General features: G+C 39.2%; 9 protein-coding genes. All 9 read left to right on the top strand.

Annotated features, from left to right (window positions below):
* The first annotated feature begins 227 nt into the window (after nt 1-227).
* The 9 genes from ABDZ53_RS05975 to rpsL all read left to right on the top strand — a co-directional run bounded on the left by ABDZ53_RS05975 (nt 228) and on the right by rpsL (nt 15,726).
* A complete protein-coding gene (locus tag ABDZ53_RS05975) occupies nt 228-896 on the top strand; it encodes a PTS transporter subunit EIIC (protein ID WP_343754687.1) in 669 nt (222 codons plus the stop codon).
* Entirely contained in the window at nt 778-1,794 is a 1,017-nt protein-coding gene (locus ABDZ53_RS05970; RefSeq protein ID WP_343754752.1) for a PTS transporter subunit EIIC, read from the top strand. Before ABDZ53_RS05975 ends, ABDZ53_RS05970 begins: the two co-directional genes overlap by 119 nt.
* A gap of 24 nt (nt 1,795-1,818) precedes the next feature.
* Nucleotides 1,819-3,177, top strand: coding sequence for a class-II fumarase/aspartase family protein (locus tag ABDZ53_RS05965; protein ID WP_343754685.1), 1,359 nt, complete (start codon nt 1,819-1,821; stop codon nt 3,175-3,177).
* Between the two features lie 370 nt (nt 3,178-3,547).
* Complete coding sequence (locus tag ABDZ53_RS05960) at nt 3,548-5,107, top strand: helix-turn-helix domain-containing protein (protein WP_343754683.1); 1,560 nt, start codon at nt 3,548-3,550, stop codon at nt 5,105-5,107.
* Nucleotides 5,108-5,127: 20 nt separating this feature from the next.
* The gene (gene fumC / locus ABDZ53_RS05955; RefSeq protein WP_343754681.1) at nt 5,128-6,489 is read left to right on the top strand and encodes a class II fumarate hydratase; all 1,362 of its coding nucleotides are present in this window, start codon (nt 5,128-5,130) and stop codon (nt 6,487-6,489) included.
* A 33-nt stretch (nt 6,490-6,522) separates the two neighbouring features.
* Nucleotides 6,523-7,125 (top strand): class I SAM-dependent methyltransferase, encoded by a 603-nt coding sequence (locus tag ABDZ53_RS05950; RefSeq protein WP_343754679.1) that lies wholly within the window; start codon nt 6,523-6,525, stop codon nt 7,123-7,125.
* A gap of 484 nt (nt 7,126-7,609) precedes the next feature.
* Complete coding sequence (gene rpoB / locus ABDZ53_RS05945) at nt 7,610-11,218, top strand: DNA-directed RNA polymerase subunit beta (RefSeq protein ID WP_343754678.1); 3,609 nt, start codon at nt 7,610-7,612, stop codon at nt 11,216-11,218.
* A 117-nt stretch (nt 11,219-11,335) separates the two neighbouring features.
* The gene (rpoC, locus tag ABDZ53_RS05940; RefSeq protein ID WP_343754677.1) at nt 11,336-14,968 is read left to right on the top strand and encodes a DNA-directed RNA polymerase subunit beta'; all 3,633 of its coding nucleotides are present in this window, start codon (nt 11,336-11,338) and stop codon (nt 14,966-14,968) included.
* Between the two features lie 347 nt (nt 14,969-15,315).
* Nucleotides 15,316-15,726 carry a 30S ribosomal protein S12 gene (rpsL, locus tag ABDZ53_RS05935; protein WP_343754676.1) on the top strand — a complete coding sequence of 137 codons (411 nt, stop codon included), beginning with the start codon at nt 15,316-15,318 and terminating at the stop codon, nt 15,724-15,726.
* The last annotated feature ends 7 nt before the right edge of the window (nt 15,727-15,733 follow it).

The raw sequence follows: 15,733 nt of genomic DNA, 5'->3' as shown, positions 1-15,733 counted from the left end.
AATCAGTGAGTAAATGTGGTGCAAAAGGGAAACCCATTCAGTGGGCCTTTCAGGCCGAGGCCGGTAAGAGAGGCTTACAGCCGCAGAGCAAACCACCAGTTCACACTGGTGGTTTTGATTTGTAGGTCAAAATATGAACTGAAACAGTCTATCATTATGCCCTTGAATGCGCTATTAAGGAATAGTAATCTTAGGATGAATAAAAAAATATTAAAGAGGTGGAAAGTATGTGGGATAGATTTAAAGATCAAATACAAGTATTTGGTCGATCTTTATTGCTGCCTATTGGGATTATGGCACCCGTAGGTATGCTGGTTGGGTTAATGGGCGCATTCACTCAAGGGTATATGATTGAACAAGTGCCATTATTAGGAAATGAAACATTGCAATTGATTTTTAGAAGTATTCAAAGTATATCGAACGTCATTTTTGCCAATATACCTATTTTGTTTGCGATGGGTGTCGCGTATGGAATGGCTAAAAATGAGAAAGGAATTTCTGTTTTTGCTTCCATTATCAGTTACTTGACTTTGCTCGTAACTATGAATGTCTTCTTATCTGCTACAGGTACTCTAGCATCTGAAGAAATGATGGGAGAGCTTGGGCAAGGTATGGTCTTGGGTATTCAAACATTACGTATCGATGCTGCTGGGGGTATTATTTCAGGCCTTCTTGCTGCGAAATTAACAGATAAATTTTACCGTACACAGTTACCATTGGCCTTTGCCTTCTTCGCAGGGAAAAAAATTAGTATTGATATTGGCCTTTTTATTTACTATTCCAATCGGACTTATTGTCCCTATTCTGTGGGAAGGATTCACTGTCGTACTCATCTGGATTTCACCAGCCTTAATGACGCATCCGTGGGGACCAGGTATTTACACCATGCTGGATAGAGCTCTTATTCCATTAGGCTTGCACCACGTCTTAAGTGCAGCTGTCAGATTTACTGAAGTCGGTGGAACGTATACCATTGATGGGGAAACGTATATTGGTGTGTTAAATGCCATGAACGAAATTCTCTTTGAGTTAGGACCAGAACACGAGTCATGGACAAGAGTCTTACCTCAAATCAGTCCTTATTTAGCGCCATGGCAAATGGTTCGTAACTTATTCCGTGTACCTGCTATTGGTTTAGCTATGTACCACACGTCTTATGCTAAAAATAAAAAACTAGCCGGCGGTATTATTTTAACTGTTGTTTTAACTGCAGTATTAGGAAATATTACTGAACCGATTGAGTTCTCATTCATGTTTATTTCTCCTATTTTATATGGAGTATACATTGTGTTAACTGGTTTAGGAACAATGCTGTTTTCATTCTTCCCAGTAGCTATGGGGTATATTCGTGGAACGATTTTCGACTTCGCAATTTTTGGATTATTATATGAAAATACCAATTGGTATAACATTATTATTATCGGTGTCATCAACTTTGTCGTATTCTACTTTGCTTTCCGTTACCTTATCACGAAATTTGATATTAAAACTCCGGGGCGTGAAGAACAAGTACAGGATGCCACTTTGCTGAATGAAAAACGTTACGATGAAATTGCCGCATTGGTTGTTGAAGGATTGGGTGGAAGAGAAAATATCACCAATATCGATAATTGTGTGTCTCGTTTACGTATTGACTTAAAAGATCAAAGAAAAGTTGATAAAGAGACCGTTCAGAACTCTGGAGCTGCCGGTATATTCTTCCCTAAAAAGAACCATATTCACGTTGTGTATGGGCCTCACGTAGAGTTTGTTCGAAATGAAGTGGATGATTATATGAAAGGAACAAACAAATAAGTCTAAGGAAGAAAGGGGAGCATTATGAGAGCATTTTATGACTCGAAAAGTAAAACGATTGATGATAGAGGAATAAGAGAATTATTTGAGGAAAAAACAAAATATAAAGCCTGGTTAAAAATAGAAACTGCCTTAGCTAAAGCTCAGGCTGAAGAAGGTTTTATACCCAAAGAAGCTGCTCAAGAAATTGAAGAGGCAGCGAAAGTGGAAAATATTGATTTTGAAGAGATGGATCGGATTTACAGGGAAATTGGACATGGTTTTGTTCCTTTTCTAAAAGTGTTAGTCAAAGCGTGTCCGGAAGAAAGTGGAAAGTATGTCCACTACGGTATCACGACTCAAAATGTCCAGCAGAGTGGACAATTAATCGTTATGAAGCAGATTCATGACAAATTCATCGAATTATGTGGAGAGATATTAGTTAATTTGTCTAAACTCGCAGAAGAAAATGCTGATACGGTTATGCCCGGACGTACCCATGGCAGACATGCTACTCCCATTACGTACGGTTATAAAGTTTCAGCTTGGATTAGTGAATTACTAGATAGCGTAGACCGTCTTAAGGAATCTGAAAAACGTGTTTTCAGAATCATGACGGGTGGTGCAGTAGGGACCTTTAGTACGATGCCGGAAGTTGGACCAGCCGTTCAAGAGCGTGTAGCTGACCTTTTAGGTATGTACTCTATGGACGTTCCTTCTAGAAGCATCAATACACATAAGTTGGAATACATGATGAATTTATCTTTATTAGCTAGTGTCTGTCACAAAATAGCTGAAGAAGTATATCAAACCAGTTTGGAAGAAATTGCAGAAGTCGCTGAAGGATTTAAAGAAGGAACAGTCGGAAGTAGCACAATGCCACATAAGATTAATCCTAAGTTGGCTAAAGGCATTATTGCTAATTCTCAAAAATTGTACTCACTTCCAGGCGTAGGATCTTACTCGTCCGTTAGACCCTATGAAGGAGACAGCAGTCAGTATATGCTCTTTGACGGCTTGCTAGAAGAGAGCTTACAGCTTATGACAGAAATTTTGTTAAGAGCTGAAGAGCTGACACGTACTTTACAAGTGAATAAAGACCGTATGTTAGAGAATGCTTTACGCAACAAAGGCTTAGATAATAGTGAATACTTGATGATGGAGATGGCTAAAAGACTTGGAAAAGATCAAGCCCACTCCCTTATTTATGATATTGCTATAAAAACAGCCGCTCACGGAGAAGATTTCTTAACCAATCTAAAAGAGAATGATCTCATAAGTGAAAACTTTACCGATGAAGAGTTAAAGGAATTGATTGATCCACGAAGTTATATTGGTTTAGCTCCAGAGTTAGCAGTTAAAATGGCTAAGAAAGCACAAGATAGGGCAAAAGAGCTAAGCTAAAGATTATAAAAGAGATAAAACCGTCCCCTGAGGCGGTTTTTTCTCTTAGATTGAAAAAAGTTGTAGCTGCTAGTCCAAAAAGACTTTTATACTACCAGACAAGTCACTCTCTTCTCATTCAGGTCGTTAAGAAGCACTATATCAGACCGGAATAGCATTAAAGTTATCTAGGTGGTTGTAAATATACGATTTATTAGACCTCCAACACATACTTTAAGTTCTTGCGGTCGAATAAATGATGCAGCCATCATACTAAAAGAAAAAGCCAGTTAAGAAGTCTATTTTTTAGTTAATGGTGGACATCATCTTTACTTTTAAATCAGGGTTTGTTACCGTTATCGAAAACAAGGAGAAATGTGAGGGGAATACAGTGGTCGTCACCGAGTTTGATTTAAAATTAGCTAACTATGTCCAAGATAAAGGGAGCATCGATTTTGCTACCTGTGTGGGTTTATATAATAAAAGCAAGTCCACTTTAAAAAGAAGCATATACACCTTAAATGAGTATTTGCCGAGTCATCTGCATTTTAGTATAAGTCAGAATGAAATGAAGACTAATATGAGTTACGAAGATTTTTCTAATTTATGTAAAAGACTGGAGTTGAAAGATTATGCCTCTTCTGTCGATGAAAGGCTGTCACTGATTGTTTGCAAAGCTTTTTTACAAGGAATAGTTAATATGACAGAGCTTTACGACACGCTCAACCTTAGTTTGTCTACAAAGAAAAATGACCGTAAAGAATTAGGCTATTTACTTGAAGAAAAGACTATCACTATACGAAACAGACACAAACGCGGCATTCAGATAGAAGGCAATGAAATTTTTCTCAGGATGTTCGTAGCGAGACGTCTCATCTCAGTGATAGAATTAGACAAAAATGATTATTATATCCCTCGTAAGGCGAACACACCTGTACAAAAGTTACTCTATGTCATGTTTGAAGAGCACTTATCCAGCTATCATTCCGAAGTAATTGAAGTGATTGAAAAGGTTGTGGGTGAACAATCAAGAGCAGTGGATTACGCGTCGAAAAAATTCATTTATATACACTTGGCTATTAGTTTGATGCGGAATGAAAAAGGATTTCCGATTACACGCTCTCTTGAAGAGATGCCAGAAGTACCTCAGCACCATCTTCTGCCAGTCAAACAGGACAGTCAATATATGGACTATCTCATTGCATCATTAAATTACAAAGAGCCCTTAACCTTTCCTAAGAATAAAATAATTCGTGCTATGGCTCAACACTTAATAAAGGAAATAGAAGAAGAAACATCCATTCATTTCTATACCTATCAACAGGTGTATGACGAATTGTATGCTTATTTATATAAATGTTTAATTAAGAATAAACTCGAATATTATTTTTACGATGACAAGTTAGACGATACAAAATATGTATTTCCAAAATTGTTTGCTCTCCTGACGAAAAGCGCTGATTCTTTTAAAGACAGGTATGCCTTCGAATTAACGGAGCATCAAATTTCTGTGCTTTGCTTAATAGCCGAACGGTTTATTATTAAAAATCAAATGGTCGAAAAGGATAAACCGAGGATTGTTATCATTACCAATTCATCAGTAGAAAAAGTCAATTTTTTCCTGGAAGTACTCAGTCAACATGTAAACTTTGAGATGGTTGCTCATTTAACCATTAATGAATTATATAAACTAAATCAAATGGCTTTTGATAAAATTATAGTCTTTTCAAACCGTATTACAGTCTTGCTATCCGAATTAGGAAGAGAGTCTATCAAGCTGAATTTTTACTTGTCGACAGAAGATGTCAAAACCCTTTTAGATAAAGGCTTTACAAGTAGTCGGAATCGAAAAGTCTTAGTAGAGGATCTGGCAGATGACATTATGAGGAAAGAATCAAAAGAAGAATTAGTTCATTATTTAAAAACAGCGTTCTCAGATTATGTCATTTAAAAAATAGGGAGTGTTAATGGATGGAAAAACGAACGGAACGGGATTCATTTGGAGAGGTAACCATTCCAGCTGATCGCTTGTGGGGTCCTCAGACTCAGCGGAGTTTAGAGAATTTCTCAATTGGTAAGGAAAAAATGCCCATCTCTTTGATTAAAGCTTATGCCTTAATTAAAAAAGCAGCCGCTCAAACCAATGCAGAACTGAAAAAGTTAGATCAGGGGAAAGCTCAGGCTATTTCAAAAGTGTGTAATGAGATAGTGAACGGCCAATGGCTTAGTGAATTTCCTTTATCTGTATGGCAGACAGGAAGCGGGACTCAAACAAACATGAATGTTAATGAGGTTATTGCTCATTTGGCCACAAAAAATCAAGAAATAAAGGTACATCCTAATGATGATGTGAATATGGGACAAAGTACAAATGATACTTTTCCAACAGCGATGCATATAGCTAGTGTAATTAAACTGAAAGAGACTCTCTTGCCCGTTTTAAAAGAGGTTCAAGAAAGCCTGCTAGGGTTGGAAGAAAAGTACGAAGACACGATTAAAATCGGTCGGACTCATTTACAAGATGCAACACCTATTACATTTGGTCAGGAGATTAGTGGATGGAGGGAAATGATAAAGCAAAATGAGTGGATGATTCGCCAAACATTGCCTTCTCTTCTATCCTTGCCTTTAGGAGGAACAGCAGTCGGAACAGGCATGAACACTCACCCGGACTTTGCTAAACGAGCTATAGAAAAAATAGCTCAATGGACGACCCTTGACTTCGTAGAAAATCCAAATAAGTTCCACGGTTTATCAAGTAAAGATGCTTTTGTGTTCGGTCATGGCGCATTGAAGACTTTAGCAGCCAATGCGATGAAGATGGCTAATGATATCAGATGGCTGGCCAGTGGACCGAGAAGCGGACTAGGAGAAATATCAATACCTGCCAATGAACCAGGCAGTTCTATCATGCCTGGAAAAGTCAATCCTACACAGGCAGAAGTGTTAACGATGGTCTGTGTTCAAGTTATGGGAAATGACACGACTATTGGAGTAGCTGCATCACAGGGTAACTTTGAATTGAATGCCTTTATGCCGGTTATTATTTATAACTTCATGCAAAGCATCCACTTGCTTAGTGACAGTTTGTACTTATTTAATGAGAAATGCATAAAAGGCATAGCTGTTGTAGAAGAAGAGATGAAGCGTTTAGTTGATCAGTCATTAATGCTCGTAACGGCATTATCTCCTCATATTGGCTATGACAAAGCCAGCGCCATCGCAAAAAAGGCCCATGAAGCAGGGTCGACATTAAAGGAAGCAGCTGTTGAGTCAGGCTGGGTAACAGAAAAAGAGTATGAGGAGTATACGGACCCTTCTGACATGGTATAATAGACACACGCTGAAAGAGAAGGAGCAATCAGAATGTCAGAACATTACTATACTGAAAATCCCAATACAAAGAGTAACCCTGTCACATGGGAAGCTACATTAGATAACCGAACGTTTCATTTTACTTCAGACTCCGGAGTTTTTTCTAAAGAGAAGGTAGATTTCGGTTCTCAGTTACTTATTGAATCCGTTGATCTGTCTCTATTTCCAGAGGGAGACTTACTGGATGTAGGCTGTGGCTACGGACCGATGGGCTTAGCTTTGGCTTTAAAAGATAACAATAGAACAGTCGAAATGGTCGATGTCAATACACGAGCACTCGAACTGGCTCAGAAAAATGCACAAGCGAATAAAGTAAACAACGTATCCATTTATTCTTCTCATATATATGAGGCAGTAGAAAAGAAAGATTTTGCAGGTATATTTTCTAATCCTCCCATACGAGCTGGGAAAAAAGTGGTTCATCAAATTCTCGAAGGAGCCTATAATCAACTTAAACCTGGTGGAATTTTAACTATAGTTATTCAGAAGAAACAAGGTGCACCAAGTGCCAAAAAGAAAATGGAAGACGTATTTGGGAATATCGAACGCATTGTGCAAGATAAAGGCTACTGGATTTTACAATCTAAAAAATAATCATAAAGGATCACTCAATGTTGAAGGAGTGGTCCTTTGTTATGCTTGTTTGTGTTGAGTTTAGAAGAAAAATATGGTGAACTCAACTATTTTGCAATTATCTTTAGTTTAGAAAAAAACTTATCACTAAACTCACCTTTTTTGCCTAAAAGTGAAGTTTAGGCACTCAATAAAGAATTGAACTCAAAAAATAGCACAAAAGAATATAACCTTGACTTAAATAAAGCTTTAGTGTAGAATAAATAGACGCTAAACAAGTATGAAAAGAGAAACCCGTGCGAAATATTGTCCGTATAGGGTTTTTATGAAAAAACAAAAGAATGTGTGATGGTTAAGTTTATTCTTTCACTAGTCTTTTGTCTTTTTTTTGGTCAAAAATAGGGTTAGAACCTTATTTTTAATCAATTTGTTATAGTTGTTACTAAAACGTAACAATGCGAATCCAATATCTTTTCGTACACGAAGTAGTGATTAATAATGAGGGGTGAAGAGGTTGGCAGGCCAAGATGTAAAATACGGCAAGCACCGTACACGTAGAAGTTTTTCACGAATCAACGAAGTGTTAGAACTTCCGAACTTGATTGAAATCCAATCAAATTCGTATGACTGGTTTTTAGAAGAAGGATTAAGAGAGATGTTTAAAGATATTTCTCCTATTGAAGACTTCTCAGGAAACCTACTATTGGAATTTACTGACTATCAATTACAAGAACCTAAATATACCGTAGATGAAGCAAGACAACATGATGCAAACTATTCCGCACCATTATATGTAAAGTTACGTTTAATTAATAAAGAGACTGGAGAAGTCAAGGAACAAGAAGTCTTCTTTGGAGATTTCCCATTAATGACTGGTCATGGAACATTCATTATTAACGGAGCAGAACGTGTTATCGTTTCTCAGTTAGTTCGTTCACCAGGTGTTTACTTTAGTCCTAAAGTTGAAAAGAATGGTATGGAAGGATTCGGATCAACCGTAATTCCTAACCGTGGAGCATGGCTGGAATACGAAACAGACTCTAAAGGCTTATCCAATGTACGTATTGACCGTACACGTAAAATACCTTTAAGTGTCTTAGTTCGTTCATTAGGTTTTGGTTCAGATGATGAAATTCTTGATATCTTTGGATCAAATGAAAGCTTGTTAGCTACACTTGAAAAAGATATTCATAAAAACTCAACAGACTCTCGCGTAGAAGAAGCGCTGAAAGATATTTATGAGCGCCTACGTCCAGGAGAACCTAAAACAGCCGATTCATCCAGAAGTTTATTGACCACTCGATTCTTTGATCCAAAACGTTACGATTTAGCTCGAGTTGGACGATATAAACTGAATAAAAAATTAGACCTGAAAAACCGTTTAATGGGATTAACCTTAGCTGAACCTCTTGTGGATAGTGAAACAGGAGAAGTTTTAGCTCAAGAAGGTACACTGATCAATCGTGAAGTGATGGATGTTATCGGTCCTAAATTAGATGAAGGATTGAATCACATTACGCTTTACCCATCAGATGAAGGGGTTGTACCTGAACCAGTTGACATTCAGCTGGTCAAAGTGTATTCACCAAAAGATAATGACCGAGTAGTTCATGTGATTGGGAATGCTCATCCTGACCGTGAAATTAAATACATTTTACCGGCAGATATGATTGCTTCAATCAGTTACTTCTTAAACTTATTAGAAGGCATTGGAGAAACAGATGACATTGACCACTTAGGAAACAGACGTATCCGTTCAGTTGGTGAATTGCTTCAAAATCAGTTCCGTATCGGTTTATCACGTATGGAGCGTGTGGTTCGTGAGCGTATGTCTATTCAAGACACATCAACGACTACACCGCAGCAATTAGTCAACATCAGACCCGTTGTGGCTTCTATTAAAGAATTCTTTGGATCATCTCAATTATCTCAGTTCATGGACCAGACGAACCCTCTAGGCGAATTGACGCATAAGAGACGTTTGTCTGCACTTGGACCGGGTGGATTGACGCGTGACCGTGCGGGTTATGAAGTAAGGGACGTTCACTACTCTCACTATGGTCGTATGTGTCCGATTGAAACACCTGAAGGACCTAACATTGGGTTAATTAACAGTTTATCCACTTATGCGAAAATAAATGAATTCGGCTTTATCGAAACTCCTTACCGTAAAGTAGATAGAGAAACTGGAAAAGTGACCAAGGAAATTCATTATTTAACAGCTGACGAAGAAGATTTATATGTTGTCGCTCAGGCTAACGCTCCATTAAATGAAGATGGATCGTTTGAAAATGAGTTTGTGTTAGCACGTACAAAAGATAACAACGAAGAAGTGGCAGCTGATCAAGTAGACTATATGGATGTGTCTCCAAAACAAGTGGTTTCGGTTGCGACAGCCAGTATTCCTTTCTTGGAAAATGATGACTCCAACCGTGCACTAATGGGAGCGAACATGCAACGTCAGGCTGTTCCTTTGATTCAACCAGAAGCTCCACTCGTGGGTACTGGTATCGAACATACAGCTGCCAGAGACTCTGGAGCAGCAATTATTGCGGAGCACTCGGGAGTCGTTGAATATGTGGATGCTAAACAAATTCGTGTACGTCGAGAAGATGGAGCTTTAGATAAATATGTTTTAGCTAAATTTAAACGTTCAAACGCAGGGACTTCTTATAACCAGCGCACACTCGTTCGCCATGGAGAACAAGTAGACAAAGGGGATATCTTAGCAGATGGTCCTTCTATGGAAAACGGAGAAATGGCATTAGGACGTAACCCGCTTATTGCCTTTACAACATGGGACGGGTACAACTTTGAGGATGCCATCATCATGAGTGAGCGTCTAGTTAAAGATGACGTGTATACCTCTATTCATATTGAAGAGTATGAATCAGAAGCACGTGACACGAAATTAGGACCTGAAGAAATCACGAGAGAAATTCCAAACGTCGGTGACGATGCTCTTAAGAACCTGGATGATCGCGGAATTATCCGTATCGGTGCAGAAGTTAGAGATGGCGATATCTTAGTTGGTAAAGTCACGCCTAAAGGAGTATCAGAATTATCAGCTGAAGAAAAATTACTCCATGCTATATTTGGTGAAAAAGCACGTGAAGTAAGAGACACGTCTCTACGTGTACCACATGGTGGCGGCGGTATTGTTCATGACGTGAAAATCTTTACCCGTGAAGCGGGAGACGAATTATCACCAGGAGTGAACTACCTTGTTCGTGTGTTCATCGTTCAAAAACGTAAAATCAACGTAGGAGACAAGATGGCTGGACGTCACGGAAATAAAGGTGTCGTTTCACTGATTCTTCCAGAAGAAGACATGCCGTTTATGCCAGATGGTACTCCAGTAGACATTATGCTGAACCCACTAGGTGTTCCTTCTCGTATGAATATTGGACAGGTCATTGAATTGCACATGGGAATGGCAGCTCGTCAAATGGGTATTCACATTGCCTCTCCAGTATTTGATGGAGCAAGTGAAGAAGACGTTTGGGAGACAATTAAAGAGGCTGGAATGGACGAAGACGGTAAGACAGTGCTATTCGATGGTCGAACAGGAGAAGCGTTCGATAACAAAGTATCTGTTGGAGTGATGTACTTCCTTAAATTAGCGCATATGGTTGATGACAAATTACATGCCCGCTCAACCGGTCCATATTCTCTAGTGACACAACAACCACTTGGTGGTAAAGCGCAATTCGGTGGACAACGTTTTGGAGAAATGGAGGTATGGGCACTGGAAGCATATGGTGCGGCATACACCTTACAAGAAATCTTGACTTACAAGTCAGATGACGTTGTTGGTCGTGTGAAGACATACGAAGCCATTGTCAAAGGTGAACCTATACCGAAACCAGGCGTACCAGAATCCTTCCGAGTACTCGTTAAAGAGTTGCAGTCACTAGGACTGGACTTGAAAGTACTGGATATCAATAAAGAAGCTATTGATTTACAAGATAGCGATGAAGATGATGAGTTCGGTTCTGTTGATTCATTAGAAAAAATGAAAAAAGAACAAGAAGATAAACGAGCTGAAGAAGAAAGACAAAAAGAAGAGCAACTGCTGGCTCAAAGAGAAGCAGAAGGTCAAGAACAGGATTAAGACAAATAAAATAAGAGAGTGCGGCTCAACCCAAACTCTCTTACCTGTTTCAAAATAAGTACTAGAAAAGTGGAGCATTAGGGCAGCTTCATATTCTACTAAAGGGAGGTAGCCCCTTTGATCGATGTAAATAAATTTGAAAGTATTCAGATCGGATTGGCTTCACCGGATAAGATACGCAGTTGGTCTTACGGAGAAGTAAAAAAACCAGAAACAATTAATTATCGTACACTTAAACCAGAAAAAGACGGCTTATTCTGTGAAAGAATTTTTGGACCGTCAAAAGATTATGAGTGTGCGTGTGGAAAATATAAGCGAGTACACTACAAAGGGATTGTGTGTGACCGATGTGGAGTAGAAGTAACAAAATCTAAAGTACGTCGTGAGCGTATGGGACACTTAGAATTAGCTGCTCCTGTAACGCACATTTGGTACTTTAAAGGTATTCCAAGTCGTATGGGCTTAGTATTAGATATGTCTCCACGTGCATTAGAAGAAATTATTTACTTTGCTTCTTATGTTGTAACAGAACCAGGGGACACACCGCTTGAGAAAAAACAATTGATGACTGAAAGAGAATACCGTGAGCGCCGTGCGCAATACGGAAATTCTTTCCAGGCTGAAATTGGGGCAGACGCCATTAAAACATTACTCAGAGATGTGAACCTTGAAGGGGAAGTTGAAGAATTAAAAGAATTGCTTCAAACCGCTACAGGGCAAAAACGTACCCGTGCGATTCGCCGTCTAGACATTCTAGAAGCATTTAGAAATTCTGGAAATGATCCGACTTGGATGGTTATGGATGTTGTGCCTGTTATTCCGCCTGAACTGAGACCAATGGTTCAATTGGAAGGTGGACGTTTTGCGACAAGTGACTTGAACGATTTATACCGTCGTGTCATTAACCGTAATAACCGTCTGAAACGATTATTAGACTTAAATGCACCACATATTATTGTTCAAAACGAAAAGCGTATGTTACAAGAAGCAGTGGATGCTTTGGTTGATAATGGCCGTCGTGGACGTGCTGTTACTGGACCAGGTAACCGCCCGCTTAAGTCACTTTCTCATATGTTAAAAGGAAAACAAGGACGTTTCCGTCAAAACTTACTAGGTAAACGTGTAGACTATTCTGGTCGTTCCGTTATTGTAGTAGGTCCAAGTCTGAAAATGTACCAATGTGGCTTGCCAAAAGAAATGGCGATTGAATTATTCAAGCCTTTTGTTATGAGAGAGTTAGTTTCTCGAGAAATTGCAAATAATATTAAAAATGCGAAACGTAAAGTAGAGCGTTTGGATGAAGAAATATGGGAAGTGCTTGAAGATGTGATTAAAGAGCACCCTGTTCTACTCAACCGAGCACCTACATTACACCGTTTGGGTATCCAAGCCTTTGAACCTGTATTAGTAGAAGGAAAAGCGATTCGTCTGCACCCACTAGTTTGTGAAGCATACAATGCTGACTTTGACGGAGACCAAATGGCTGTTCACGTTCCATTAAGTGAAGAAGCTCAAGCTGAAGCACGTATTTTAATGCTTGGTGCACAAAATATTCTTAACCCTAAAGATGGTAAACCGGTTGTGACTCCTTCACAGGATATGGTTTTAGGAAACTATTACCTCACAATGGAAGTGCCTGGGAAAGTAGGAGAAGGCATGGTCTTCTCTACACCTGCAGAAGCCGTACAAGCTTACCAGACAGGTTATGTTCACTTGCATACGCGTGTTGCGATGCACGCATCTGCATTGCCGAACAAACCATTTACAGAGGAACAAAGAGAGAAATTCTTAATTACAACTGTTGGTAAAATTATTTTTAATGAAATTATGCCTGCTGAATTCCCTTATTTAAATGAACCGACTCAAACAAACTTAGTGAATCAGACTCCTGATAAATACTTTGTAGAGTACGGAACCAACATTAAGGAACACATTGCAAGCATGGATCCGGTTGATCCGTTCAAGAAGAAAAACTTAGGTAATATTATCGCAGAAGTCTTTAAGAGATACCAAGTAACGGAAACATCTAAGATGCTTGACTTGATGAAAAACTTAGGCTACAAATATTCGACTCGATCAGGAATAACTGTTGGTATAGCAGATATTTCTCATTTAGAAGAAAAAGAAGAAATCCTAGCTAAAGCGGACAAACAAGTTGAGCGCATAAACGCCTCTCACAGACGTGGTCTGATTACAGAAGAAGAGCGTTACAGTGCAGTTATCGACTTATGGACGAAAACGAAAGACATTATTCAAGAACACTTGATGGCTTCATTGGATACGAAGAACAATATCTACATGATGAGTGACTCAGGAGCACGTGGTAATATCTCTAACTTTACACAGTTAGCGGGTATGCGTGGTTTGATGGCTGCTCCAAGTGGACGAATCATGGAATTACCGATTACGTCTAATTTCCGTGAAGGTTTATCTGTCCTTGAAATGTTCATTTCGACACATGGTGCCCGTAAAGGAATGACGGATACAGCTCTGAAAACAGCTGACTCCGGTTACTTGACACGTCGTTTAGTTGACGTAGCCCAAGATGTCATTATTCGCGAAGAAGACTGTGGAACGAAACGTGGATTAGAAGCAAGAACATTATATGATGGAACAGAAGAAATCGAACATCTAGAAGAACGTATTATCGGAAGATACGCACGTAAAACAACCCTTCATCCTGAAACAGGTGCGGTTTTAGTGAGAGAAAATGAATTGATCACTGAAGATCTAGCTAAACAGATCATCGATGCAGGAATTGAAGAAGTAACGATTCGTTCCGTCTTTACATGTAACACCAACCATGGTGTATGTAAGAGATGTTACGGCCGTAACTTAGCAACTGGTAGAGAAGTTGAAGTAGGCGAAGCGGTTGGAACAATCGCTGCTCAATCAATCGGAGAACCAGGAACTCAGTTAACGATGCGTACATTCCACACCGGTGGGGTAGCTGGAGACGATATTACACAAGGTCTCCCTCGTGTACAGGAAATCTTTGAAGCACGTCATCCGAAAGGACAAGCAACAATTACGGAAGTAACGGGTGAGGTTGTTTCTATAGATGAGAACCCAGCAGAACGTACGAAGGAAGTTACTATTAAAGGGGCAACGGATACACGCTCTTACACTTTAGCGATTAATGCACGTTTACGTGTACAGGAAGGCAGCTTTATTGAACGTGGAGATGCCTTGAATGAAGGGTCTATCGATCCAAAACAATTGCTAGCTGTAAGTAGTGTCATTAAATTACAAAATTACCTGCTGAAAGAAGTTCAGTATGCTTACCGAAGTCAAGGGGTAGAAATTGGTGACAAACACGTCGAAGTAATGGTGAGACAGATGCTTCAAAAAGTTCGCGTTCTTGACCCGGGTGATACCTCAATATTGCCAGGTAGTCTGATCGATATTTATGACTTTAAAGAAGCGAATAAAGCAACCTTGTTAAGCGGTGGCCAACCTGCAACAGGTCGTCCAATCTTACTTGGTATTACGAAAGCCTCACTTGAAACAAACAGTTTCTTATCCGCTGCTTCCTTCCAGGAGACGACACGTGTCCTGACAGATGCCGCTATCAGAGGTAAGAATGACCAGTTAATTGGTCTGAAAGAGAATGTCATTATCGGTAAATCTATCCCAGCCGGAACAGGTATGAAGATTTATAACGATATGGAGCCGAAAAAAGTGGGTGTTGTAAGCGAAAATGTTTACAGCATAAACGAAGAAGCTCAAGAAACGGAACAAACAGACTAAATTACAACACGATTGAAGAAGGAAATAGGGCAGCACTGTCTGCCCTGTGCCCTTTTTAAAATTTGAAATTTATTTTAGGAAATCATTGACATAACCTACTATGCGTGATATTATGCTATAGGTGCTTTTGTGTACAGATTCCTGTTCTAGATTATTCTAGCTCAATCGAGTTAACAGTCGTGCTGACTGGCGCGCAAGGGCCGAATGTGACCATATATTCTTGTTCTCGAAACAATGATTGACTCGCTAAAAAGCGATTATTCTTTTTTTGTTTTTTAGAGAACGCCTGGATGTGTGGGTCTAGATACAAACTTAATTTTACAATGAATGGAAGGAGGAAACACCCAATGCCTACAATGAACCAATTAATCCGTAAGCCTCGTAAATCCAAGGTGGCTCAATCTGAATCACCAGCGTTAAACAGAGGTTACAACACTCAAAAACGTAGACAGACAACAGTATACTCTCCACAAAAACGTGGTGTATGTACACGTGTTGGAACTATGACTCCTAAAAAACCTAACTCCGCATTACGTAAATATGCTCGTGTTCGTTTATCTAACCAGATTGAAGTTACAGCATATATTCCAGGAGAAGGTCATAACTTGCAAGAACACAGTGTGGTATTAATTCGTGGAGGTCGAGTAAAAGACTTACCAGGGGTACGTTACCATATCGTTCGTGGTGCACTTGACACTGCAGGAGTAACTGATCGTAAACAAAGCCGTTCTAAATACGGAACTAAAAAATCAAAATAAAAATTAA

The organism is Alkalibacterium iburiense (assembly GCF_039521845.1).
Lineage (GTDB): Bacteria > Bacillota > Bacilli > Lactobacillales > Carnobacteriaceae_A > Alkalibacterium > Alkalibacterium iburiense.
Note: the sequence above shows the minus strand (reverse complement) of the source record. Positions and strands in the feature narration are given on the sequence as shown.